This is a genomic window from Aeromonas sp. HMWF015, assembly GCF_963878965.1.
Classification (GTDB): Bacteria; Pseudomonadota; Gammaproteobacteria; order Enterobacterales; family Aeromonadaceae; genus Aeromonas; species Aeromonas veronii.
Genome location: NZ_CAWNZT010000188.1, coordinates 1 through 22,401, shown reverse-complemented (window position 1 = coordinate 22,401; position 22,401 = coordinate 1). Strand labels below are relative to the sequence as shown.

Sequence of the window (22,401 nt, the reverse complement as noted above, 5' to 3'; positions counted from 1 at the left end):
GTGCACCCTGCTGGCCGAATTCAAGATCCTGAAGATGGGCCAGCAACAGGCGCGGGCCATCTCCGTCATCGCAACTGAGTACCGGCGGCGTGAAGCGGTACTGCTCGGTAAAATCGGCGGTTTTCTGGTTGCCAAGGCAGGAGAGCACCTGACTGCCCCCCTCTACCTTGAAGGCAAGCGTCAGGCGATCAGGGGTCACGGCTATCAGCTGATCCGCCTGCTTGATGCTGTTGGTAAAGGTGAGAGTGGCAAAGCGCAACACTTCGTTCGCCTGCTCCAGCGCCTTGCTCTGCTCGACCGTGCTCTTGATCGGGGCGTAACCGGCAAAAATCGCCAGCATCAGCATCAAACCGAGCACCATGGAGATCATCAGCTCGACAAGACTGACACCTCGTTGCCGGGAGTGGACGCTCAGCATAAAGGCGGAAATCCTGCGTTCAGCTCCACCCGCTTGGCGCCGGAGACCCGCTCATCCTGCCACTCGATAGCGACCACAAAGTTGTCGCTATAACGGTTCGGCAGCACCAGCCGGTGGCCATCCTGCAGGGTGAAGCGGGCAAGAAAATCGGCCTGGGTGAACCGCTCGGGCTTGCGCTGCACTTCGCACAGCGAACTCCAGATCTGCTCCACGCTGTTGCTCGCCTCGATCGTGGCCAGCGTGCTCTGCAAGCTGTAGTGCGCCTGCTGCAACGAGACCACCTGCCCCTTGGCGAGACCGAGAAACACCATCACCGCCAACACCATGGAGACCATGATCTCCACCAGATTGAAGCCCTGCTGGCGGGCAAGTGCGGCGTGTCTCATGAGCAGCTCCCTTGCAGCAGCTGGCCGCTTGGTGCCACGCAGAGCACCCGCTGCTCACCGAGGCGATTGGCCAGAGTGATCTCGGCGTGGCTGCTGCTGCCGGTTGGCGCGATCTGGATGGGGTCAAACGGCTTGATCACCACGCCGCCACCGGGAGCCGATGCCTGACGCAACCGCTGGCTGTCGGCCATCACCTCCCAGCCACCGTTCTCGGTGCCCTGCAGCACCACCGGCAGGGTCAGCTTGACCGCTTCGCTGCGGGCAAAGCGATAGGCAGACGCGAGTTCGGTCGCACTGCGATCGAGCCGTTCGGCCGCGAGGCGCTGACTCATGGAGGGCAACCCGACCAATAGCAAGATGGCGGCGATGCCGACCGTGATCATCAACTCAATCAGGGTAAATCCGCGCACATTCATCCTATGATCCCCAGCAGTCATGGCGATTGGCCGCGCGATAACCGGTCTGATCGAGGGTCAAAGTGCCGCACTCATCCTGTTGTCGCGTCGTTGGAATGGCTTTGAGCAGGTAGTCGCCAGCATCTTGCTGGCTGTAGCTGAACTGGTAGAAATCCGTGTTGGACGGGGTGGCAAACGTGTCGGGATAACGGCCCTGTTGGGTATAGATACGTTCGAGGGCGAGCGCCTGCTCCAGCAATTGCTGCTGCGCTTCGTAACGACGTCCCTGTTGCAGATAACCCTGATACGCAGGCAATGCGATGGCCGCGAGAATGCTGACAACCGTCATGGCGATCAACAACTCGATCAGACTAAACCCCCAGCAATGGGGCCATGCCTTACAGTCGTTCACTTATCATCCTTGGCAAGTGTTGTTATTGGTCGGCCCTGGGCCGCAAATGCGATGACTTAATTATCATCAAAAATTAACTGACTCGATTGAACAACACAAAATCGCCACACTCAATGTAAAAAAGATAGTTATGTGATCTGTTATTAATTTTTAAGCAGTTTTCGCCGCCACTAATCTCGCTAAGCAAATAAAGCCAGGCCAATCGACATCCGTTATGCCCCCTTCTGTCGAGCCGCGATACATGGACAACAACGGAGCGAAGAGTGAAACCCAACCGTGCAACGAAAGAGTAAAAAAACCTTTCGCCAATTTTTGCTATCCCTGTCCGTTTCTGGCTAGTCATGGCCCCCGAGCCCCCTTACTCTCTTGCCATCTATTCCAGCAAAGCCGCCAACACCATGAATGCAAAGCCCAGCCCAGAGCCGTCACCGGATGAGGTGATCAACACCCTCAGCCGCGAACAGTGTCACGCCGCACGGCTCGCCCGCGATGCCCGCTTTGATGGCCGTTTTTTTACCGGCGTGCTCTCGACCGGCATCTACTGCCGGCCGGTCTGCCCGGCACGGCCACCCCACGAGCACAACGTGCGCTACTTCCAAAGCGCCGCTGCCGCCGAGCAGTATGGGCTGCGACCCTGCCTGCGCTGCCGCCCGGAGCTGGCCCCCGCCGCCCGTGGCGATCTGCCGGTTGAACTGGCACGTCTGCTGGCACGCATTGATCGCGGCGAGTTGGCGGAAGGCACGCTCGCCAAACTGGCCACTGAGGCAGGGATAAGCGAACGCACCCTGCGCCGCCAGTTCGAGCAACATCTCGGCGCCTCACCAAAACAGGTGGAGCAGACGCGCCGCCTGCTGCTCGCAAAAAGGCTGCTGACCGAAACCGGGCTACCCATCACCGACATCGCGTTTGTCGCTGGCTTTGCGAGCATTCGCCGTTTCAACGACGCCTGGCTCAACGCCTACGGGCTGGCCCCTCGCACCCTGCGCCAACAAGAGGCACACGATGACGCACCAGACCAGATGCACCCGGATCCGCACGGCGCAACCCTGACGCTGCAACTGCCCTATCGCCCCCCGTATGACGTGGCGGCCATGCTGGCGTTCTACCGGCTGCGGGCGATCCCGGGGCTGGAGCGGGTGGATGGTGAGGTATATGAGCGGCGCTACCGGGTCGGCGATCAGGTCACGCTGGTGCGCATCGCGCAGGGCAAGGGGCACAGCCTGCAACTCACGGTCCATGATCTGCCGCTCGCGGCACTGCCTGATCTGCTGTATCGGGTGCGCCGGATGTGGGATCTCGATGCCGACATGCTGCGGATCGGCGATCGGCTCGGTCAGGATCCGCTGCTCGCCCGTCTGCAAGCGTGCTGGCCCGGCGTGCGGCTGCCGGGTGGCTGGGACGAGTACGAGGTGATGCTGCGCGCCATCGTTGGCCAGCAGGTGTCGGTCAAGGGGGCCATCACCCTGCTCGGGCGACTGGTGGCTCGCACCGAGGCGCAATGCGGGATGGCGCAGCTGCCGACGCCCGCCCAGTTGTGCGAACTCGATCTCGACGGCATCGGCATGCCCGGCAGCCGCATTCGCACCCTGCGGGGAGTGGCGCAGGCACTGGCCAGCGGTGAGCTGACCCTCACGACAGCCAGTGATGAGCAGTTGCTGGCGCTACCGGGCATAGGCCCCTGGACGGTCTCGTACTGGCGGCTGCGCTGCGCTCTGGATCCTGATGCTTTCCCCGCCTCCGATCTGGTGCTGCAAAAAGCGCTCGGAGGTGGCGTCAAGCTGCCGGTGAAGGAGGTGTTGGCGCAAAGCGCAGCATGGCAACCGTGGCGCAGCTATGCGGCCAGCTGGCTGTGGCACGCCATGAGTGAAGCGCCCAATTTGCTGCTCCATTCCACCGGTAACGAAAAACAGCCAGATAACCAACAACAGGAGATAACCCCATGATCCGCTACAATATCCTGCCGACCCGCTGTGGCGATCTGCTGGTCGCCATCAATGAACGTGGTCTGGTGCATGTGGACTTTGTGGCGGGCCTGCGGGCACTGCCCGATATGAGTGGCTGGCTGCAAGACCACACGGCGCTGGCCCCCTTCCTCGCCGAGTTTGACGCCTATTTTTCCGGTCGCTTGCAGCGGTTCTCCCTGCCCATTGCCGCCCGTGGCACCGCCTTTCAACAAGCGGTATGGCAAGCGCTGTGTGACATCCCCTATGGCGAGACCCGCAGCTACAGCGATATTGCCCGCGCCATCGGCAAACCGAATGCGGTGCGGGCAGTGGGTGCGGCGAATGGCCGCAATCCCCTCTCGATCATCGTTCCCTGCCATCGGGTGATCGGCCAAAACGGCAGCCTGACCGGCTATGCGGGGGGATTGGAGATTAAAAAGGCGCTGCTGGCGCTGGAGAGGGGCAATTAAAGGGAGGTTGGCAATTAAAGGAGGGTGGACAGAGAACCTGCGATAAAAAGTTGCCCCTTTTCCGGACGGAGAAAGGGGCTGTTTGATCAGCGTTTCAGGCTCCCCATCACCTGCATTTCGCAGCGGTTGCAGTCAAAACGCAGGCGGAAGGTGTCTTTCCCCATCTTGAGCGCCAGCGGCTCGGCCTTGAGACCGGGTACCTCGTTCGGGCAGAGGTTCTGGCTGTAGCGGATGCAATGCTTGGTGATCATCAGCACCACTTCCCGCTCCTCCTTGTTCGCCTCATAGGCGGGAGCAATCCGCTCCACCCCGTGTTCGCGGAAGAACTGCTCGGCCGCGCTGTTCAGCACATTGCCAAGGTAGGAGAGACGGTGCTGGGGATAGTTGATATCCCGCAGGGCAATGCGTCGCTCGGGGCGCTGGTAGCTGGCCACCCGCGCCGCCTCGAGCACAGCGATGCCCTCCCGACGCAGACCGTTGAGCTGTGATGCGGCGATAAATAGCGGGTGAGTGAATGCCAACTCAATCTTGCGCGCCATAAACAGGGTATTGCCGAGTTTACCAAGCTGATCCCGCGCCTGTTGCAACGCCCGATCCGGATTGTCGGCAGGCTGTTTGTCGCAAGGCAGGGTAACTGCGGCATTAATGCCTTGCTCGTCGGTGAGCGTGAGGATCACGCCCTCATCGCACTCAGCCAGCACCATATCGACCCGGATGCGGCGATCCGCGCTCGTCTTCTCTAGCATCTTGCTGAACGCCTGATCGTGGTTGCGGTAGATTTCTGTCCCCACCTTCAGCCCCGGCATGCGTTCTGACAGGAGTAACTGCTTACCTTCGACCTTGTTGAGGCGCATTCCCACCAGCTCGTTATTCGGCTTGAAGAAGCCCAGACCATCGCCGTTGTTAAGGCTGACCTGCTTGCCGTCGATCTCGATGCCGTCACGGGTCACCTTGGTGACCCGCCCCAGCGGTTCCCCCACATATTTCGGGCTCTTGGTTGAGTCGATCCCTTGATGACGGCCATGGAGGAAGTAATCGGTGCTGCCGCGGTTGAAACTCTTCTTGGGGTCAGGCGTGAAGCTGTAGCTGCAACGACCCGCAGAGGCAGCCACCAGATCGGAACGGCTATCCAGAATGGCGTCCAGCTTCTGGCGATACCAGGCGGTGACGTTTTTGACGTAATCGAGCCCCTTGAGTCGCCCTTCAATCTTGAAGGAGCGGATCCCCGCCTCGATCAAGGCCTCCAGGTTGTCGGTCTGATCCATATCCTTGAGTGACAGCAGGTGGCTGTCGGCCACCAGCACTTCGCCATCCGGCTTTTGCAGCGAACAGGGCAGACGGCAGAGCTGGGCACACTCGCCACGGTTGGCGCTGCGGCCGGTACGGGCATGGCTGATATTGCACTGGCCACTGTAGGAGACGCAGAGCGCGCCGTGGATAAAGAACTCCAGCTGCACATTGGTCGCTGCACTGATCTCACGGATCTGCGCAAGAGACAATTCGCGCGCCAGCACCACCTGAGAGAAACCCACATCCTGCAGAAACTTCACCTTCTCCGGCGTGCGGTTATCGGTCTGGGTACTGGCATGGAGCGCGATGGGAGGCAAATCCAGCGCCAGCAGTCCCATATCCTGCACGATGAGCGCATCGGCACCGGCTTCATAAATTTGGTGGGTCAGGCGCCGGGCCTGTTCCAGCTCGTGATCGTGAAGCAGGGTGTTGAAGGCGACAAAGACCTGGGCGCCGAAGCGATGGGCGTGGCGCGCCAGCGCTTCGATATCCTCGATGGAGTTGCCCGCCGCGCTGCGGGCGCCAAAGGCAGGGCCGCCCACGTAGACGGCATCGGCACCATGGTTGATGGCTTCGATGCCGTAGGCGAGGTTCTTGGCCGGAGCCAGCAGCTCCAACCGGTTGTTATGGCTTAACGGGTGCTTGTTCTGGTGCATGGTCTCGGGATCAGGGCGGACAGCAAATGGGCGCTACTCTAGCCCATTCACCACCCCCGTGCCTTGATCCCGCTTAAGGTATCCGCAAAATGCAGGATTAGATAACCACCTTGAGTGCCAGCCCCAGCAGCACCAAGCCGCTCACCTTATCGATCACAAAGGATTTGGCTTTAAGCCACGCCAGCACAGGCCCGCGCGAGAGCACCAGCGCCACCAGCACGTACCAGACTGCGTCGATCCCGCCAGCGGTGAGCATCATGATGCCCCCTTCGCTCCAGCCGGTATCGGCCCGCACAAACTGGCTGAACAGGGCGATGAAGAAGACCGCCAGCTGGGGATTGAGGAAGGCCACCATAAAACCTTCAAAGGCTCCTTGCCGGCCACGCAGCTGGTGCACCTCTTCACTCGCTTCACCACTGACTGGTTTTGCCAGCAGGGCTTTTACCCCCAGCCAAGCAAGAAACGCAGCACCGCCGTAGCGGATAAGATCAAACAGGATAGGGGTCTGGGTGATCAGGATGGAGAGGCCAAGCGCGGTAACCAGCGCATAGATACCAACCCCGAGGCCATGACCGAGTGCGGTGGCAACGCCGTGCCCCTGTCCGCCCTGCACCGTGTTGCGGATGATCAGCGCCAGACTCGGCCCCGGGCTGATGGCCCCCATCACGCAGATTGCGGCCAGTGCCAGCCAACTCGTCAGTTCCATGCATTTCCTCTTTATATGCTCGATATGATGACCTGCATTCAGGGTACGGGCTGAGCCATTATGCCAGTAGTGAAAGTTATGAATAGAACCCATAACCCATGGCTATAGCGCCACACAACTGACTGGGGCTAACCGCCAAGATCGAGCAGCTTGTGACTCTCGCCGACGGTGCGTTGCAGGTGATCCCGCAGGAAGGGGTAGGCCAGCTCGCGAAACCAGCGGTGGGCCGGATCCTGATGGTGGCGCTGATGCCACAGCAGATAATACTGCTGGTCGCGGGTAGCAAACGGCAAGTCGACAAAGGTGAGCCCATGACCGCAGGAGAGTTGCCAGGCAATATGAGCCGGGGTGGTCATCAGGCAATCGGTGCGCAGCAACACCTCCACTGCCGCCTGAAAGAAGGGTACTCGGGCAAACCAGCGCCGACTCAGTCCCTGCGGCGCCAATACCTGCTCCACCGGGCTGTCCTTGTCACCACCGCCGCTCACCTGCAGGTGAGGCCAGGCCAGATAGTCATCGAGATTAAGCGTCTTGCCTGCCAGCGGATGGTGACGTCCCATCAGCACCGCCAGCCGATCTTCCCCCTGATGCAGGCCACGGATCTGCTCCGGAACCAGCTCGGTGATGGTAGAGACCAGATCCAGCTCGGACTGCCACAACTGCGGCAGCTGACGCTTGTCCCACAGGCTGTACTCCAGCGCCGCCAACGGCGCCTCTTTCGCTAGCGCGGCACAGATATCGGGCAGGATATGCTGGGCCACATAATCGGAGGAGGCGAGCCGAAATACCCGCTCGCAACGGCTCGGGTCAAAACCGGGCGCCTCGTAGAGCCGTTCCAGCGCACCGAGAGAATCCGCCAGCTGGGCTGCCAGCGCTGCAGCCCGTGGCGTCAGCAGCCAGCGTTGCCCCTCCCGCACCAGCAACTCGTCATCAAACTCGCTGCGCAACTGGGCAAGCTGCTTGCTGATGGAGGGCTGGCTCAGGTGCAGCAGCTCGGCGGCGCGGCTGATATTGCGGGTCTCCAGCAACACCTTGAGGGTCGGCAACAAGTTGAGATTGGCTCTGAGCAAGAAGATCCCCTCATCGGTGGCGAAATGCCTATCTTAGGGCAGAGGAGTCCCGCGTTTTAAGCAAAATTTCCTGCCATGTTCAGCACGTTGCGGCCCTTTGCGACCAGATGGCACAGCGGCTCCCCCCGCACATAACCATGACCACAAGATGACAGTGGTTGTCTCGTACGGCATAATTGCACGATTTTCCGCCCGCGGGCGATCCACTTTGAGAAGCGGTAACAAGATGAAATACGCCAATATCACCGGCTGGGGCAAATGCCTGCCTCCCTCCGTGCTGACCAACGATGACCTCAGCACCATCATGGATACGTCAGACGAGTGGATCTATCCGCGCACCGGCATCAAGGCCCGCCGGATCTCCCATGTCAGCACCTCGGATCTCGCCACCCTGGCCGGTCGCCGTGCACTGGCCTGCGCAGGTCTGGAAGCGAGCGATCTCGATGGCATCATCCTGGCCACCGCCACCCCAGACAACCTGCTGCCAAGTGCCGCCTCTGCGGTGCAGAAGAAGCTGGGCGCCGTCAATGCCGCCGTGTTTGATCTCAACGCTGCCTGCACTGGTTTCGTCTATTCCCTCTCCGTCGCCACCTCGCTGGTGCAGACCGGCATGATGAAGAAGGTGCTGGTGATTGGTGCCGAGCGCCTCACCTACCTGCTGGACTGGGCGCGCCGCGATACCGCCGTGCTGTTTGGCGATGGTGCCGGTGCCGTGGTGATCGAGGCAAGCGAGCAGGAGTGTGGCCTGATCGCCAACAAGCTGGGCTGCGACAGCGAAGCCCGGGAGATCCTGCATGTACCGAACTTCGGTACCGATCGGGTGCGTTTTGCCGATATCGATGGGCTGTTCACCTTCAACTTCGAAGGGCCGGAGATCTTCAAACGCGCCGTGCGCGGCATGGGGGAAGCCACCAGCACTGTGCTGGCGCAGGCCGGTATTGCGCCGGAGCAGGTCGACCTGATCGTGCCGCACCAGGCCAATATCCGCATCATCGAGACCCTCGCCAAGCGGATGAATGCGCCGATGGAGAAGGTGATGGTCAACATCGAAAATTACGGCAACACCTCCGCCGCCACTGTACCCATCGCCCTGTGCGAAGCGCTGGAGCAGGGCCGCGTCAAACCGAACTCCTATCTGCTGACCGCCGCTTTCGGTGCCGGCCTGACCTGGGGGGCCGCCATCATCAAGTGGGGCGATCGCGTCACCCCTATCAAGGCGTGCGATGCCGAACTGCCCCCGTGTGACAAGAGCGCGCTGGAACTGATTACCCACGCCGTGGAAGGTTGCCAGAAGGCTCACGCCAACGAGGCGTGATCCTCATCAGGAGCCTGAATCCTCAGGCTCCTTCTCTCCTTTTCATCCCCACCTAGCTCTGCCCCCCCACCTCGCAAGCCGCTTGATACGGCAATCGCTGATACAAACAACTCCGATTTGCAGCCAATTAATTTTTTTCCGCTAACCTTATTGTGCCAACTATAAATAAAGAAAAGAGCGTCAAGGGGCACCATGACTGTTTCGGTCCTGCGCCTTTACCTCTTACCAAATAATTGCACAGGGATAAGCTACGTATGGCACAACACAAAAGTGGCGTGAACACACCGCTTTGGGAACCGGTTTGCTGGATTTGCTGCATCGGTCTTGCTCTGCTGAGCTGCCTGTTGCTGCAGCTAGCCGATGCGCTGTCACCTCTCTACCTGCTGCTCAATGTGCTGGTTGGTATTGCCGCCGCGCTCTGGACATCGAGTCACTTCCACCAGCACACACTCCGACATCGTGCAGGAGAGGAACAAACCGTCGCAACCGATCCTCTCGCCCACTCCATCATCGGGCTCGAACAGGTGTGCGAGAAGGCACTCCCCATCTGGTCCCAGCAAATTGAAAGCTCTCGTCAACAAACCGAAGCCGCGATGATTGACCTGACTCAACGCTTCAGCGGCTTGGCCAACAAGCTGGAAGAAGCAGTCAATGCTTCTCATCTGGCAGCCGGAGAATTGGGTGATGCCAATTCCCGTGGCATGGCAGGAGTCTTGAGCGAGAGCCAGCAGCAGCTCAATGAAGTGGTTGCCATCCTGCATTCCGCCCAGGCCAATCGGGACGCCATGCTGGGTGAGATAAAAAGCCTGACCACCTACACCATAGAGCTCAACACCATGGCCATGGATGTGGCCAAAATCGCCTCCCAGACCAACCTGCTGGCCCTCAACGCCGCCATTGAAGCGGCTCGTGCAGGGGAAGCAGGCCGTGGCTTTGCTGTGGTCGCTGATGAAGTGCGCAACCTATCCCGCCTCTCCAGCGAAACCGCCCAGAAGATGACCGACAAGGTAGATACCATCAATACTGCTATCGGTCGCGCCTTCCAGATTGCCGAAAATGCTGCCGCACGGGATCACGCCTCGGCGCTCAACTCGGAGCAGACAATCGAACAGGTGCTGGCCCGTTTTCGCCATGCCACTGACAGCCTGGCGGAATCCGCCTCCCTGCTGCAAAACGAGAGCACCGATATCCATCGCGAAATTTCCAGCGTCATTGTCTCGCTGCAATTTCAAGACAGGGTCAGCCAGATCCTCAGCCACGTCAGACAAAACATGGAGAGCCTCTCCAGCCATCTGGTTGCTTCGGAGCAGAGCAGCAATGCGACAGGGCCAATCCAGATCGATGCCAATCGCTGGCTGGCAGAGATGGAGCTCTCATACGCCACCGACGAACAGCGCAATATTCACCATGGTCGCACCACCCGTTCTGTAAACGCGCAACCAAGCAGCGCCGACATCACATTTTTCTAGGAGAGAGATATGGGCAAAACGATCCTGATCGTGGATGACTCGGCAACTATTCGCCAAGTCGTGGGCATGACCCTCAAGGGCGCCGGTTATGAGGTCATGGAAGCCTCTGACGGCAAAGATGCGCTCAACAAACTAGATGGCAAGAAGATCAACCTGATCATCAGTGACGTCAATATGCCGAACATGGATGGCATCACCTTCGTCAAAGAGGCCAAAAAGCTGGCCAACTACAAATTTACCCCTGTCATCATGCTGACCACCGAGTCTCAGGACAGCAAGAAGCAGGAGGGACAAGCTGCAGGAGCCAAGGCCTGGGTGGTCAAACCCTTCCAGCCCGAACAGATGCTGGCCGCAGTCGCCAAGCTCATCATGCCGTGATCCGGAGCACATCATGCAACTACAGAGTGAGCTACTCGACAACAAGGTAGTGGTGACCATGCCGGACGAGATCACCATTTATACAGTCAGCGAGCTGAAAGATGCTCTCTCACCCTTGTTGCATCAGGGGAACGAACTGGAGCTGAATCTGGCGGCGGTATCCGAGATAGACAGCGCCGGGCTGCAACTGCTGCTGGCAGCGAAGAAGACCGCTCTGCAGCAGGGCTCCTCCCTCGCGCTGGTCTGGCACAGCCATGTTGTGCTTGAACTGCTGGAGCTCTGCCAGCTCTCGGCCTTTTTTGGCGACCCCACCCTCATCACCCATGGCGAACGGCCCTGAGCCACCATGACAAGGAGTCACCGTGAGCATCGATCTTGATCAGGCTTTACAAACCTATATCGCCGAGGCACGCGAGTTGCTTGAAGAGATGGAGTCAGCCCTTCTATCACTGGAATCTGACCCTGACAATAGCGAGCTGATTGGTGCCATCTTCCGTGCAGCTCATACCATCAAGGGGTCGGCTGGCCTGTTTGGTCTGCAACCCATCGTCGGGTTTACCCATATCGTCGAGGATCTGCTAGACCAGATCCGCAATCAGCAGCTCACCGTCACCTCTCCTCTGATCAAGGATCTGCTGGAGAGCTGTGACCACATCCAGACGCTCATCAGTGTCGTTGCAGAACAGGGCAGCACGTTAAGCGATGGCGATGCCAACCAGGATGAACGGCTAAGGCTCGCTCTCACCCGTCATCAGTGCGTCCCCCATGCCACGCTGCCAGATACTGTGCATATGCCGGAACCCAAGATCGAAAAAGAGGGAGGAATTACCAGCTCCGCCTCCCTGTGGCATATCTCCCTGCGTTTTGGCCCCGATGTGCTGCGTAATGGCATGGATCCGGCCGCATTTCTGCGCTATCTCGGCACCCTCGGAACCATATGTTCAGTGGAGACCATCCATCAGGCACTACCGGATTGGGAACAGTTCGATCCGGAGAATTGCTACCTCGGCTACGAGATAGACTTCGACTCGCAGGCAGACAAGACGGCCATCAGCGATGTCTTTGAATTTGTCAGAGATGACTGTCAGATCACCATCTTGCCGCCCCACAGCAAGATCGCCGAGTTCATCAACCTGATCGAGTCGCTACCGGAAGATAGCACCATGCTTGGGCAGTTGCTGGTCAACACCGGCGCCCTGACTGCAGAGGAGTTAGCAAGCGGTCTGCAGGCACAACAAGCGACCCCGGCAGAACAAGCGCCCAAACTAGGGGAGATCCTGATTGCGCAGGGTGCCGTAAACGAAGCCGTCGTCGATGCAGCCCTGAAAAAACAGAACCAGACCAAGGAGAGCAAGAGCAAAGAGGGCCGTTACGTCAGGGTGCATGCCGACAAGCTGGACGATCTGATCAATCTGGTCGGGGAGTTGGTAGTCGCCAGTTCAGGAGCCAATCTGCTGGCCCAACGCACCCGCGAAAGCCAGCTGCAGGAAGCCACCTCGGTCATTGCCATGCTGGTGGAAGAGATCCGCGACAGTGCACTGCGCCTACGAATGGTGCCTATCGGCGATACCTTCAACCGCTTCCAGCGGGTGGTGCGCGATGTCAGTCAGGAACTGAACAAGGATATCACTCTGGTAATCTCCGGAGCCGAGACTGAACTGGACAAGTCGGTGGTAGAGAAGATCGGCGATCCACTGATGCATCTGGTCAGAAACTCGATGGATCACGGCATCGAATCGGCAGAGCAACGGCTGCTGGCAGGCAAATCCCCCCGTGGCACCCTGAATCTCAATGCCTATCACGACTCCAACAGTATCGTCATCGAAATTCGGGATGACGGCGCAGGTCTCAACAAAGCCAGGATCCAGCAAAAAGCCATCGAGCGCGGTCTGATCAGCCCAACCACCACGCTGACAGATCAGGAGATATACAACCTGATCTTCGAGCCGGGGTTCTCTACCGCCGAGGCGATAACCAACCTCTCCGGTCGCGGGGTGGGCATGGATGTCGTCAAACGCAACATAACGGCCCTGCGCGGCACCGTCGATCTGGACAGCATCCCGGGGAAAGGAACCCGTGTGCAGATCCGCCTACCGCTTACCCTTGCCATCATCGACGGCTTCCTGGTGCGAGTCTGCGACACCCACTATGTCATTCCCCTCGATATGGTGATCGAGTGCGTTGAATTGACCCAGAGTGCACTGGCCGATACCCAGGGTCGCAATTACATCAATTTGCGTGGCGAGGTGCTGCCCTTTATCCGCCTGCAACACTACTTCGATACCAATGGCAGCAAAGGGAGGCGCGAGAACATTGTCGTGGTCAGCCATGCAGGCAAAAAATCCGGACTGGTGGTGGATGAACTGTTGGGAGAATTCCAGACCGTCATCAAACCGTTGGGGAAATTATTCCAGCGCCTGCAGGGCATCAGTGGTTCAACCATTCTGGGGGGGGGAGAGGTCGCCCTGATCCTCGACATTCCTTCGCTGATCCAGCACGCAATCACTCAGGAATCCTGTCAGCTCAACAGGTTGACAGTGTCACGCAACCTGCCTCAATCCAGCATCAACTGAGGGGACCATCATGTTAAAAAATTCCACCATCAAATTGCGTCTTATTGTACTGCTCTGCATGCTCTGCCTACTGTTGCTGGCCGTTGGCAGCTTCGGGTTATACAACATGCAGAGCAGCAATACCGGGTTGCAGCGCGTTTACAACGACAGGGTGGTTCCCCTCAAGCAGCTGAAGACCATCTCCGACAGCTATGCAGTCTCGATCATCGACAACCTCAACAAAGCCAATGCGGGGCTGATCCCGGCAGAAGAGGCTTTGAAGCAGATACAACAGGCCCAGCAGACAATCAAAAACGAGTGGCATCACTACCAGTCCACCACCCTCACACCGGAAGAACAGCGCTTGTCTGCAGAGGCTAACACCCTGTTCAACACGGCCGATTCCGATATTGGCAAGCTGGAGAAATACCTCGCCACCCAGCACGGCATGATTGCTGGCATGCTGAACAATTTTGACGGTGCGCTCTATGGCTCCATCGACCCGATAGGCAACAAAATCACCGAGCTGGTCAACCTGCAGCTCAATGTGGCCAAGTCGGAATATACCGCAGCGCAATCCTGGTATGACGTGATGCTGATAACCATGGCGGTGGTTATCGCGGTCGGCATCGCACTCGCAGCCTGGTTTGGCACCCTGCTTATCAAAAGCATCATCACCCCCATCGAACAGGCTCTGCGCGTGGCCAATAGTCTGGCCGATGGCAATCTGGATGTATCGATCCGGATAGAGTCCAACGATGAAGCGGGTCAGCTCTTGATGGCGATGGATAACATGGTCAAGAAACTGGGAGCCTTGATCACGGATATCGAGACCTTGGTCACCGCAGCTGTCGAACAGGGCGACTTCAGCCACAAGATTGCGCTGGAGGATCGTCAAGGATATATCAAGCGGGTATCCGAGCTGCTGAATCGCCTCTCCCATGTGACAGATACCAGCCTGGAAGATGTGATGCGCATTGCCACCGCGCTCTCCAAGGGGGATCTGACCCAACGGATCGATGAGCCCTATCCAGGAATTTTTGGCCAGACCAAAGACGGCCTAAACCGGACCATCACTGCGCTGACCAATATCATCGAAGAGGTACGCAACGCCGCCGACAACCTGACCAATGCCTCCAATCAGGTGAGCAACACTGCGCAGGCATTGAGCCAGGCCACCAGCGAGCAAGCGGCCAGCGTTGAAGAGACCAGCGCCTCTATCGAGCAGATGAGCGCCAGCATCAATCAGAACACCGAGAACGCCAAGATCACCGACAGCATGGCCAGCAACTCGGTGTTGGAGGCCACCGAAGGGGGCCAATCCGTTCAACAGACGGTGACCGCCATGCAGCAAATCGCCAAGAAAGTCAGCATCATCGACGACATTGCCTACCAGACCAACCTGCTTGCCCTCAACGCCGCCATCGAGGCGGCTCGCGCCGGAGAGCATGGCAAAGGCTTCGCGGTGGTTGCTGCCGAGGTGAGAAAACTGGCAGAGCGCAGCCAGATCGCAGCACAAGAGATTGGCGAGCTCTCCTCCGACAGCGTCAGCAAGGCAGAGCGGGCTGGCAACCTGCTGGAGAGGATCGTCCCCTCCATTCGCAAGACCTCTGACCTGGTACAAGAGATCAATGCCGCCTCAGGCGAACAGGCCAGTGCAGCCAACCAGATCAGTCTGGCCATGAACCAGCTTAATCAGGTGACACAGCAGAATGCAGCCAGCAGCGAGGAGCTAGCAGCCACGGCCGAAGAGATGAGTTCACAAGCCAGCGAACTGCAGCAAACCATGGCCTTTTTTGCTCTGGAGAAAAGTGTGCAGCTCAACACCAGGTCCCATGAAACCGGCCACAAGGGCATGCCTCCCAGAGGCAGTTTCATCGCCCCCCCACAACGGGCCAGTCAGCCCAGTCAACCATCATCCAATTCCATTGATGACGCGGATTTTGTCCGCTTTTAACCGGAGGCGACCATGCATACATCCACCGACATCACGGTGCCAACAGCGGCCGCTGACGAGAGCAGTGGCGATGCCCAGTACCTGACATTTCTGATCAACAACGAGATGTTCGCCATCAATATTCTGGGGGTCAAAGAGATCATCGAATACGGCAATATCACTCCGGTTCCGATGATGCCGGGTTTTATTCGTGGCGTAATCAACCTCAGAGGAGCGGTAGTGTCGGTCGTAGACTTGAATGCCCGCTTTGGCAATGCACCTTCGGTCATCACTCGCCGCAGTTGCATCGTCATTATTGAGGGGATGGCCCCGCAGGGCGATGAACCTGTAGGTCAGGATATTGGCGTTGTGGTGGATTCTGTATCGGAAGTACTGGGTATCCCACAAGCAGATATCGAGCCCCCACCCAGTTTTGGTGCCCGCATCCGGGCCGATTTCATCAGCGGCATGGGCAAGGTCAACGGCAAATTCGTCATCCTCATCGATACCGGGAAAGTGTTGTCACTCGATGAGATGGCTCAACTCAACGAACTGGCCCAGCCACAGGCAAGGTTGCCACAAGGCAACCTGCAACCCTCCTGAACAGGCCTCCATACTCCACGACATGCAGCATAAGGAAACGCTCATGACCCAATCACTCTTAGGAAAACTCTTCGGAGACAATGCCACCGAAGTGAGGCAGCGGACCCAGTTACTCGACGCAATCGGCCAGCTGCAACACACAGTCCTGGCAGAGCAGGTTCCAGCACCACTCGATCTTTCCGGTATGGATAGCCCCTTGCGTGAAGTAGGACATGCCATCAACGAGGTGGTCACCTTGCTCAGTGACAAGCTGGAGCAGAGCCGCAACGACATTAAAAAGAACCAGGTGTTGCTCCATGAGAACCAGCTGGTTCGCAAAGCCCTCGACTGCGCCAGCACCAACGTGATGATTGCCGATACCAACCTCGACATTATCTATATGAACGAGGCTGTGACCGGCATGCTCAATCAGGCTGAGACCGACATCAAGAAAGAGCTCTACAGCTTCAACGCCAATCAGCTGATGGGCGCCAACATCGACAGCTTTCATAAAAATCCCGGCCATCAGCGCGCCATGCTGGCCAAACTCAACAGCACCTACCGCACCCAGATACAGCTGGGGGGGCGCACCTTCTCCCTGATCGCCAATCCGGTCTTCAACGATACCGGAGAACGGTTGGGATCCGTGGTCGAATGGGCCGACAGAACCAAGGAGGTAATGATAGAGAAAGAGATGTCCGACATTGTGCAGGCCGTGATCAATGGCGAGCTGCACCGCAGGATGGAACTTGCTGGCAAGAGCGGCTTCTTTCAGGCGATGGGAGAAGGGATCAACCAGATTGCCGAAGTGATCGATAGCACCCTCAACGACGTCATCCGGGTCGTGCAATGTCTGGCAAAAGGTGATCTGACTCAACAGATTGAGGCGGACTACCCCGGTGTGTTTGGCACCACCAAGGATGCGCTCAACAAGACTATCGCTTCGCTCACCAACATCGTCACCGAAGTGCGCGGCGCCTCTGACAACCTCTCCAGTGCCGCCGAGCAGGTAAGCGCGACCGCCCAGTCGATCAGCCAATCCAGCAGTGAACAGGCCTCCAGCATGGAGGAGACCAGCGCCTCCATCGAACAGATGAGCGCCAGCATCAACCAGAATACCGACAATGCCCAGGTCACCGATGGCATGGCCAGCAAGGCAGCCAAAGAGGCCGTAGAGGGAGGAGAAGCGGTCAAGCTGACTGTGGATGCCATGAAACAGATCGCCAGACGGATTGGCATCATCGATGACATCGCCTACCAGACCAATCTGCTGGCACTCAACGCGGCTATCGAAGCGGCGCGGGCTGGCGATCACGGCAAAGGCTTTGCCGTAGTGGCGGCGGAGGTGCGCAAGCTGGCCGAACGCAGCCAGGTGGCTGCACAGGAGATTGGCGAGCTGGCCTCCAGCAGTGTCGAGATGGCGGAAAAAGCAGGTCGTTTGCTGGATCAGATGGTTCCTTCCATCAACAAGACCTCGGATCTGGTGCAGGAGATCAGTGCCGCTTCGGTTGAGCAATCCACAGGTGTCAGCCAGATCAACCAGGCCATGAACCAGCTGAGTCAGGTTACCCAGCAGAACGCTTCTTGCAGCGAAGAGCTGGCTGCCACAGCAGAAGAGATGAGCAGCCAGGCTGAACAGCTGCAACTGGCCATGGAGTTCTTTACCCTGGAGGCCCACGCCAAAGAAGGTAAAGCAGCCACCTCGCATCTTCACCCCAATACCCGAGGTCGCTTTATGAACGAGAGCACTGCCAACAGTCGGGAACGAGCCGCCACAGTCCAACGCCCCATCGGCGATGGCGATTTTGTCCGGTTCTAGTCACGGGAGAGGCGTTGCCTCTCCCATCTCCGACAACACAGGTAGAGGGACTGTTTTTTGTATCAAACCCAGCTGCATGATGATGAGTTCTCCCGTTTCCAACGCTGGCTTCATCAAACGGCGGGGATAGAGCTGTCTCCAGCCAAGAAGGCGCTGGTGGCCAGCCGCCTGGCGAAACGGCTCTGCCACTATGAGCTGGATAGTTATGACGACTATTTCCAGCTCATCATGAACGATCGCAGCAGCGAACTGCAGCTGGCGCTTGATCTCCTTACCACCAACGAAACCTACTTTTTCAGGGAGCCCAAACACTTCGAGTTTCTGACGCGGGAGATAGTCTCAGCGCTCCCGCCCGAGCAACCACTGCGGGTCTGGAGCGCTGCCAGCTCATCCGGCGAGGAGCCCTACAGTCTGGCCATGACCCTCGCGGAAAAACGCAGCACCTTCAACTGGGAGATCCTGGCCTCCGATATCTCGTCCCGGGTGCTGGAACAGGCGATGAGCGGTCGCTACCCCATCGAGCGGGCGCAAAATATTCCACTACCCTTTTTGATGAAATATTGCCTCAAGGGTGTGGGCCTGCAGGAGGGTATCTTCATCATCGATCGCAAGTTGCGGGACAAGGTGCAGTTCATGCAGATCAACCTCAATCAGGATCTGCCGGACATCGGCATGTTTGACGTCATCTTCATCAGAAACGTGATGATCTACTTCAACAAGGAGACCAAAGGGCAAGTATTGCAGCGGCTGGTACCCAGACTCAAACCCGGTGGCTACCTGCTGGTGAGCCACGCCGAGAGCCTGCATGGCCTGCACCACGGCCTGCAGCTTGTCTCTCCTTCCATCTATCAGAAGAGATAAGTCATGGCACGGGAGGTGATCCTGCAACCGGGAGATCTCTTCTTTGGCAAGGAAGATGTGGTGGTCAGAACCGTACTGGGCTCCTGTATTGCCATCACCTTGTGGCATCCGGAGCAGAAACAGGGAGGAATGTGTCACTACATGCTGCCAAGTCGGCGCAATCCCTCTGCCAAGCTGGATGGGCGCTATGCCGACGAGGCCCTCGCCTTGCTGCTGCAAGCGGCCAGCCACTATCCCGCCCCCATCCATGAATATGAGGCCAAGTTGTTCGGGGGTGGCAACATGTTTACCGAGCCTCAATACGCACAGATCGACAACAATGTCGCCGCCAAAAATATTCAGGCAGCCTGGCAGCTGACCCGACACCTTGGCCTTGATATCAAGGCTCATCATCTTGGCCATAGCGGCCACCGAAGCTTGCTCTTTGAGCTCAGCAACGGCAGTGTCTGGCTCCGCCATCATCGTCTGCCACATCAACGGGAGTCGCGAGAATGAAGCAGATCCGGGTCATGCTGGTGGATGATTCCGCCGTGGTCAGACAGGTATTGCAAGCGGTGCTGGAGCAGGAGCCTGATATCCGGGTGATCGCCACAGCATCGGATCCCCTGTTTGCGCAGGAAAAACTGAAGAAAGAGTGGCCTGACGTCATCGTGCTCGACGTGGAGATGCCCCGTATGGATGGCATCACCTTTCTCACCAAGATCATGGCAGAGCATCCAACCCCGGTGGTGATCTGCTCCTCCCTCACAGAAAAGGGGGCCGAGACCACCCTGCAGGCAATGGCTGCCGGCGCGGTGGACATCATCACCAAGCCGACCATGGGGATAAAAAGCTTTCTGCAAGAATCTGCCCACGACCTGGCCATGGCAGTACGTGCTGCGGCCCAGGCCAATCTCAAGCGCGTGGGTAAGCCCTCCTCTGTACCAGTCAGCACCAAACTCAACGCGGATGCCATGCTGGCGCCCAACCAGCACGCCATGGCACAAACCACCGAGCGGCTCATCGCCATCGGCACCTCGACCGGCGGCACCCAGGCGCTGGAAGCCGTGCTGACTGCCTTGCCCCGGGTCAGCCCCGGCATTGTCATCGTGCAGCACATGCCGGAAAAATTTACCGCCATGTTTGCCGAACGCCTGAACGGGGTCTGCCAGATAGAAGTACGGGAGGCGAGGAACAATGACAGGGTGATACCGGGGTTGGCGCTGATTGCCCCCGGCGGCAAGCATATGCTGCTCAAACGCAGCGGTGCCTACTATCACGTCGAGGTAGTCGACGGGCCGCTTATCAATCGCCATCGCCCCTCGGTAGATGTGCTGTTTCGCTCCGTCGCCAAATATGCCGGCAAGAATGCCACCGGCATCATCATGACCGGCATGGGGGATGACGGAGCCCGGGGATTGCGCGAGATGCTGGATGCGGGTGCCAACACCTATGCCCAGGATGAGGCCTCCTGCGTGGTCTTCGGCATGCCCAAAGAGGCGATCAAGCTGGGAGCCGCCCGCCATGTGCTCCCCTTGCAAGAGATGCAATACGCCATCCTCGGCAAGTAATCCCTTATCGCGCGTTTTGCCCATAAAAAAGTCCGGCTCCCCAAGGGGAGCCGGACTTTTTACATCAACCGGAACCAATCCGGTATCAGGCGAGCAGATTACTCTGCAGCAGGCGCTTCTTCAGCGGCCGGAGCGGCGTCAGCAGCAGGTGCAGCTGCTTCGGTCGGGGCATTCGCTTCCTTGATGGAGAGACGTACGCGGCCCTGACGGTCCACTTCCAGTACCTTCACCTTGACTACGTCACCGATGGTCAGGTGGTCAGCCACGTTCTGCACGCGAGCGTCGGTGATCTGGGAGATGTGTACCAGACCATCTTTGCCCGGCAGAATGTTGACGAATGCACCGAAATCGGCCAGACGGACAACTTTACCTTCATAGATGCGGTTCACTTCGATCTCGGCGGTGATGGCCTCGATGCGACGGATCGCTTCCATGGCGGCTTCGTTGGCCACGGCGGAGATACGTACAGTACCGTCATCATCCAGCTCGATGTTGGTGCCGGTCTCTTCGGTCAGCGCACGGATCACGGAACCACCCTTACCGATCACATCCTTGATCTTCTCAGGATTGATCTTGATGGTGTGGATACGCGGTGCGAAATCGGAGATCTGGGCACGGGGAGCCTGGATAGCTTCATCCATCACTTTCAGGATGTGCAGACGAGCGCCACGAGCTTGCTTCAGCGCAATCTCCATGATCTCTTTGGTGATGCCTTCGATCTTGATGTCCATCTGCAGCGCGGTCACACCTTCGGTGGTACCGGCTACTTTGAAGTCCATGTCGCCCAGGTGATCTTCGTCACCCAGAATGTCGGACAGCACGACGAAACCTTCTTCTTCCTTCACCAGACCCATGGCGATACCGGCAACGGAGGCCTTGATCGGCACACCGGCATCCATCAGCGCCAGAGAGGAACCACAGACAGACGCCATGGAGGAGGAACCGTTGGATTCGGTAATTTCGGAGACCACGCGCACCACGTACGGGAACTCGGCGGCGCTCGGCATCACGGCAGCAACGCCGCGCTTGGCCAGACGGCCGTGACCGATTTCACGACGCTTCGGGCTACCCATCATGCCGGTCTCACCGACACAGTATGGCGGGAAGTTGTAGTGCAGCATGAAGCGATCGGCACGGTTGCCGGTCAGCTCGTCGATGTTCTGGGCGTCACGCTCGGTACCCAGAGTGGCGACCACGATGGCCTGAGTTTCACCACGGGTGAACAGGGCAGAACCGTGGGCACGGGGCAGAATGCCGGTACCTACGCTCAGGGCGCGGATCATTTCCGGATCGCGACCATCGATACGCGGCTCACCACGTACTACGCGACCACGTACGATGCGGCTTTCCAGGCTGTGGAACTCTTCGCCGATCTTCTTGGCATCTTCTTCCACGCCGGAAGCGATAACTTGCTCAACCACACGACCCTTGATGGCCGCGATGGTTTCGTAACGAACAGCCTTCTCGGTGATGCGGTAGGCTTCACCCAGTTCGGCGCTCGCCAGCTCGGCAACCTTGGCTTTCAGCGCTTCGTTGACGGCAGGCGGAGTCCAGTCCCACGGCTTGGTGCCGACGGCAGCGGCAAACTCGTTGATCGCATTGATCACGGTCTGCATCTGCTCGTGACCGTATACCACTGCGCCCAGCATCACTTCTTCGGAAAGGATGGCAGCTTCGGACTCAACCATCAGTACCGCGTTGGCAGTACCGGCAACCACCAGATCCAGGTCGCTCTGCGGCAGTTCGGTGGTGGTCGGGTTCAGCACATACTGACCGTTCATGTAACCCACGCGAGCAGCACCGATCGGGCCACCAAACGGGATACCGGAGATGGCCAGTGCAGCAGAGGCACCGATCATGGCAACGATGTCGGGGGATACGGCCGGATTCACGGACATGACGGTCGCAACGACCTGAACCTCATTGAGGAAGCCTTCCGGGAACAGCGGACGAATAGGACGGTCGATCAGACGGGAGATGAGGGTCTCGCCTTCGCTCGGACGGCCTTCACGACGGAAGAAACCACCCGGGATACGACCAGCAGCATAGGTACGCTCCTGGTAGTTGACGGTCAGCGGGAAGAAATCACGGCCGTGATCGGCCTCTTTCTTGCCGACTACGGTCACAAATACGCAGGTATCGTCCATGCTGACCATAACGGCCGCAGTGGCTTGACGGGCCATCACACCGGTT

General features: G+C 58.5%; 21 protein-coding genes. 13 read left to right on the top strand and 8 right to left on the bottom strand.

Annotated features, from left to right (window positions below; translation table 11 throughout):
- From AACS18_RS09925 to AACS18_RS09910, 4 genes are all read right to left on the bottom strand, one after another.
- Window positions 1–418, bottom strand: a 418-nt coding sequence (locus AACS18_RS09925) for a PilW family protein (RefSeq protein WP_258228693.1), incomplete at its 3' end; no start/stop codon positions are given.
- A complete protein-coding gene (locus AACS18_RS09920) occupies window positions 412–804 on the bottom strand; it encodes a type IV pilus modification PilV family protein (RefSeq protein WP_005358533.1) in 393 nt (130 codons plus the stop codon). The genes AACS18_RS09925 and AACS18_RS09920, both read right to left, overlap by 7 nt.
- Window positions 801–1,220: a GspH/FimT family pseudopilin gene (locus AACS18_RS09915; protein WP_108612237.1), complete on the bottom strand. Its 420-nt coding sequence runs from the start codon at window positions 1,218–1,220 to the stop codon at window positions 801–803. The genes AACS18_RS09920 and AACS18_RS09915 overlap by 4 nt, the downstream gene beginning before the upstream one ends.
- A gap of 1 nt (window position 1,221) precedes the next feature.
- Window positions 1,222–1,611: a type IV pilin protein gene (locus tag AACS18_RS09910; RefSeq protein ID WP_005358530.1), complete on the bottom strand. Its 390-nt coding sequence runs from the start codon at window positions 1,609–1,611 to the stop codon at window positions 1,222–1,224.
- Window positions 1,612–2,009: 398 nt separating this feature from the next.
- On the opposite strand from AACS18_RS09910, the gene AACS18_RS09905 reads away from it, so the two are divergent.
- Window positions 2,010–3,554, top strand: a complete 1,545-nt coding sequence (locus AACS18_RS09905) for an AlkA N-terminal domain-containing protein (protein ID WP_108612242.1) — start codon at window positions 2,010–2,012, stop codon at window positions 3,552–3,554.
- Window positions 3,551–4,024, top strand: coding sequence for a methylated-DNA--[protein]-cysteine S-methyltransferase (locus tag AACS18_RS09900; protein ID WP_108612236.1), 474 nt, complete (start codon window positions 3,551–3,553; stop codon window positions 4,022–4,024). The genes AACS18_RS09905 and AACS18_RS09900 overlap by 4 nt, the downstream gene beginning before the upstream one ends.
- 86 nt (window positions 4,025–4,110) lie before the next feature.
- Here the strand turns inward: AACS18_RS09900 and AACS18_RS09895 are convergent, their stop codons facing one another.
- The 3 genes from AACS18_RS09895 to AACS18_RS09885 all read right to left on the bottom strand — a co-directional run bounded on the left by AACS18_RS09895 (window position 4,111) and on the right by AACS18_RS09885 (window position 7,746).
- Window positions 4,111–5,970 carry a peptidase U32 family protein gene (locus tag AACS18_RS09895; protein WP_108612235.1) on the bottom strand — a complete coding sequence of 620 codons (1,860 nt, stop codon included), beginning with the start codon at window positions 5,968–5,970 and terminating at the stop codon, window positions 4,111–4,113.
- Between the two features lie 97 nt (window positions 5,971–6,067).
- A complete protein-coding gene (locus tag AACS18_RS09890) occupies window positions 6,068–6,676 on the bottom strand; it encodes a LysE family translocator (RefSeq protein WP_167564726.1) in 609 nt (202 codons plus the stop codon).
- A 128-nt stretch (window positions 6,677–6,804) separates the two neighbouring features.
- Window positions 6,805–7,746, bottom strand: a complete 942-nt coding sequence (locus tag AACS18_RS09885; RefSeq protein ID WP_108612233.1) for a LysR family transcriptional regulator — start codon at window positions 7,744–7,746, stop codon at window positions 6,805–6,807.
- A gap of 226 nt (window positions 7,747–7,972) precedes the next feature.
- Here AACS18_RS09885 and AACS18_RS09880 point away from each other — a divergent pair, with 226 nt between their 5' ends.
- The 11 genes from AACS18_RS09880 (at window position 7,973) to AACS18_RS09830 (ending at window position 20,208) form a co-directional block, all read left to right on the top strand.
- Window positions 7,973–9,061, top strand: a complete 1,089-nt coding sequence (locus AACS18_RS09880; RefSeq protein WP_108612232.1) for a ketoacyl-ACP synthase III — start codon at window positions 7,973–7,975, stop codon at window positions 9,059–9,061.
- 254 nt (window positions 9,062–9,315) lie between these two features.
- Entirely contained in the window at window positions 9,316–10,530 is a 1,215-nt protein-coding gene (locus AACS18_RS09875; RefSeq protein ID WP_021230363.1) for a methyl-accepting chemotaxis protein, read from the top strand.
- Between the two features lie 9 nt (window positions 10,531–10,539).
- On the top strand, window positions 10,540–10,908 hold the full coding sequence (locus tag AACS18_RS09870) for a response regulator (RefSeq protein WP_005338778.1): 369 nt from the start codon (window positions 10,540–10,542) through the stop codon (window positions 10,906–10,908).
- A 13-nt stretch (window positions 10,909–10,921) separates the two neighbouring features.
- Window positions 10,922–11,248: an STAS domain-containing protein gene (locus tag AACS18_RS09865; protein WP_005358513.1), complete on the top strand. Its 327-nt coding sequence runs from the start codon at window positions 10,922–10,924 to the stop codon at window positions 11,246–11,248.
- Between the two features lie 22 nt (window positions 11,249–11,270).
- Window positions 11,271–13,481, top strand: a complete 2,211-nt coding sequence (locus AACS18_RS09860; protein ID WP_108612231.1) for a chemotaxis protein CheA — start codon at window positions 11,271–11,273, stop codon at window positions 13,479–13,481.
- A 10-nt stretch (window positions 13,482–13,491) separates the two neighbouring features.
- Window positions 13,492–15,417: a HAMP domain-containing methyl-accepting chemotaxis protein gene (locus tag AACS18_RS09855; protein WP_108612230.1), complete on the top strand. Its 1,926-nt coding sequence runs from the start codon at window positions 13,492–13,494 to the stop codon at window positions 15,415–15,417.
- 12 nt (window positions 15,418–15,429) lie between these two features.
- Complete coding sequence (locus AACS18_RS09850; RefSeq protein ID WP_108612229.1) at window positions 15,430–15,999, top strand: chemotaxis protein CheW; 570 nt, start codon at window positions 15,430–15,432, stop codon at window positions 15,997–15,999.
- Between the two features lie 43 nt (window positions 16,000–16,042).
- The gene (locus AACS18_RS09845; RefSeq protein ID WP_108612228.1) at window positions 16,043–17,797 is read left to right on the top strand and encodes a methyl-accepting chemotaxis protein; all 1,755 of its coding nucleotides are present in this window, start codon (window positions 16,043–16,045) and stop codon (window positions 17,795–17,797) included.
- Window positions 17,798–17,854: 57 nt separating this feature from the next.
- Complete coding sequence (locus AACS18_RS09840; RefSeq protein WP_040068586.1) at window positions 17,855–18,658, top strand: CheR family methyltransferase; 804 nt, start codon at window positions 17,855–17,857, stop codon at window positions 18,656–18,658.
- A gap of 3 nt (window positions 18,659–18,661) precedes the next feature.
- The gene (cheD, locus tag AACS18_RS09835) at window positions 18,662–19,153 is read left to right on the top strand and encodes a chemoreceptor glutamine deamidase CheD (RefSeq protein WP_108612227.1); all 492 of its coding nucleotides are present in this window, start codon (window positions 18,662–18,664) and stop codon (window positions 19,151–19,153) included.
- Window positions 19,150–20,208: a protein-glutamate methylesterase/protein-glutamine glutaminase gene (locus tag AACS18_RS09830; RefSeq protein WP_005338795.1), complete on the top strand. Its 1,059-nt coding sequence runs from the start codon at window positions 19,150–19,152 to the stop codon at window positions 20,206–20,208. Before cheD ends, AACS18_RS09830 begins: the two co-directional genes overlap by 4 nt.
- Window positions 20,209–20,306: 98 nt before the next feature.
- Here AACS18_RS09830 and pnp read toward each other — a convergent pair.
- Window positions 20,307–22,401: polyribonucleotide nucleotidyltransferase (gene pnp, locus AACS18_RS09825; protein ID WP_258228692.1), on the bottom strand; the 2,095-nt coding region annotated here is incomplete at its 5' end.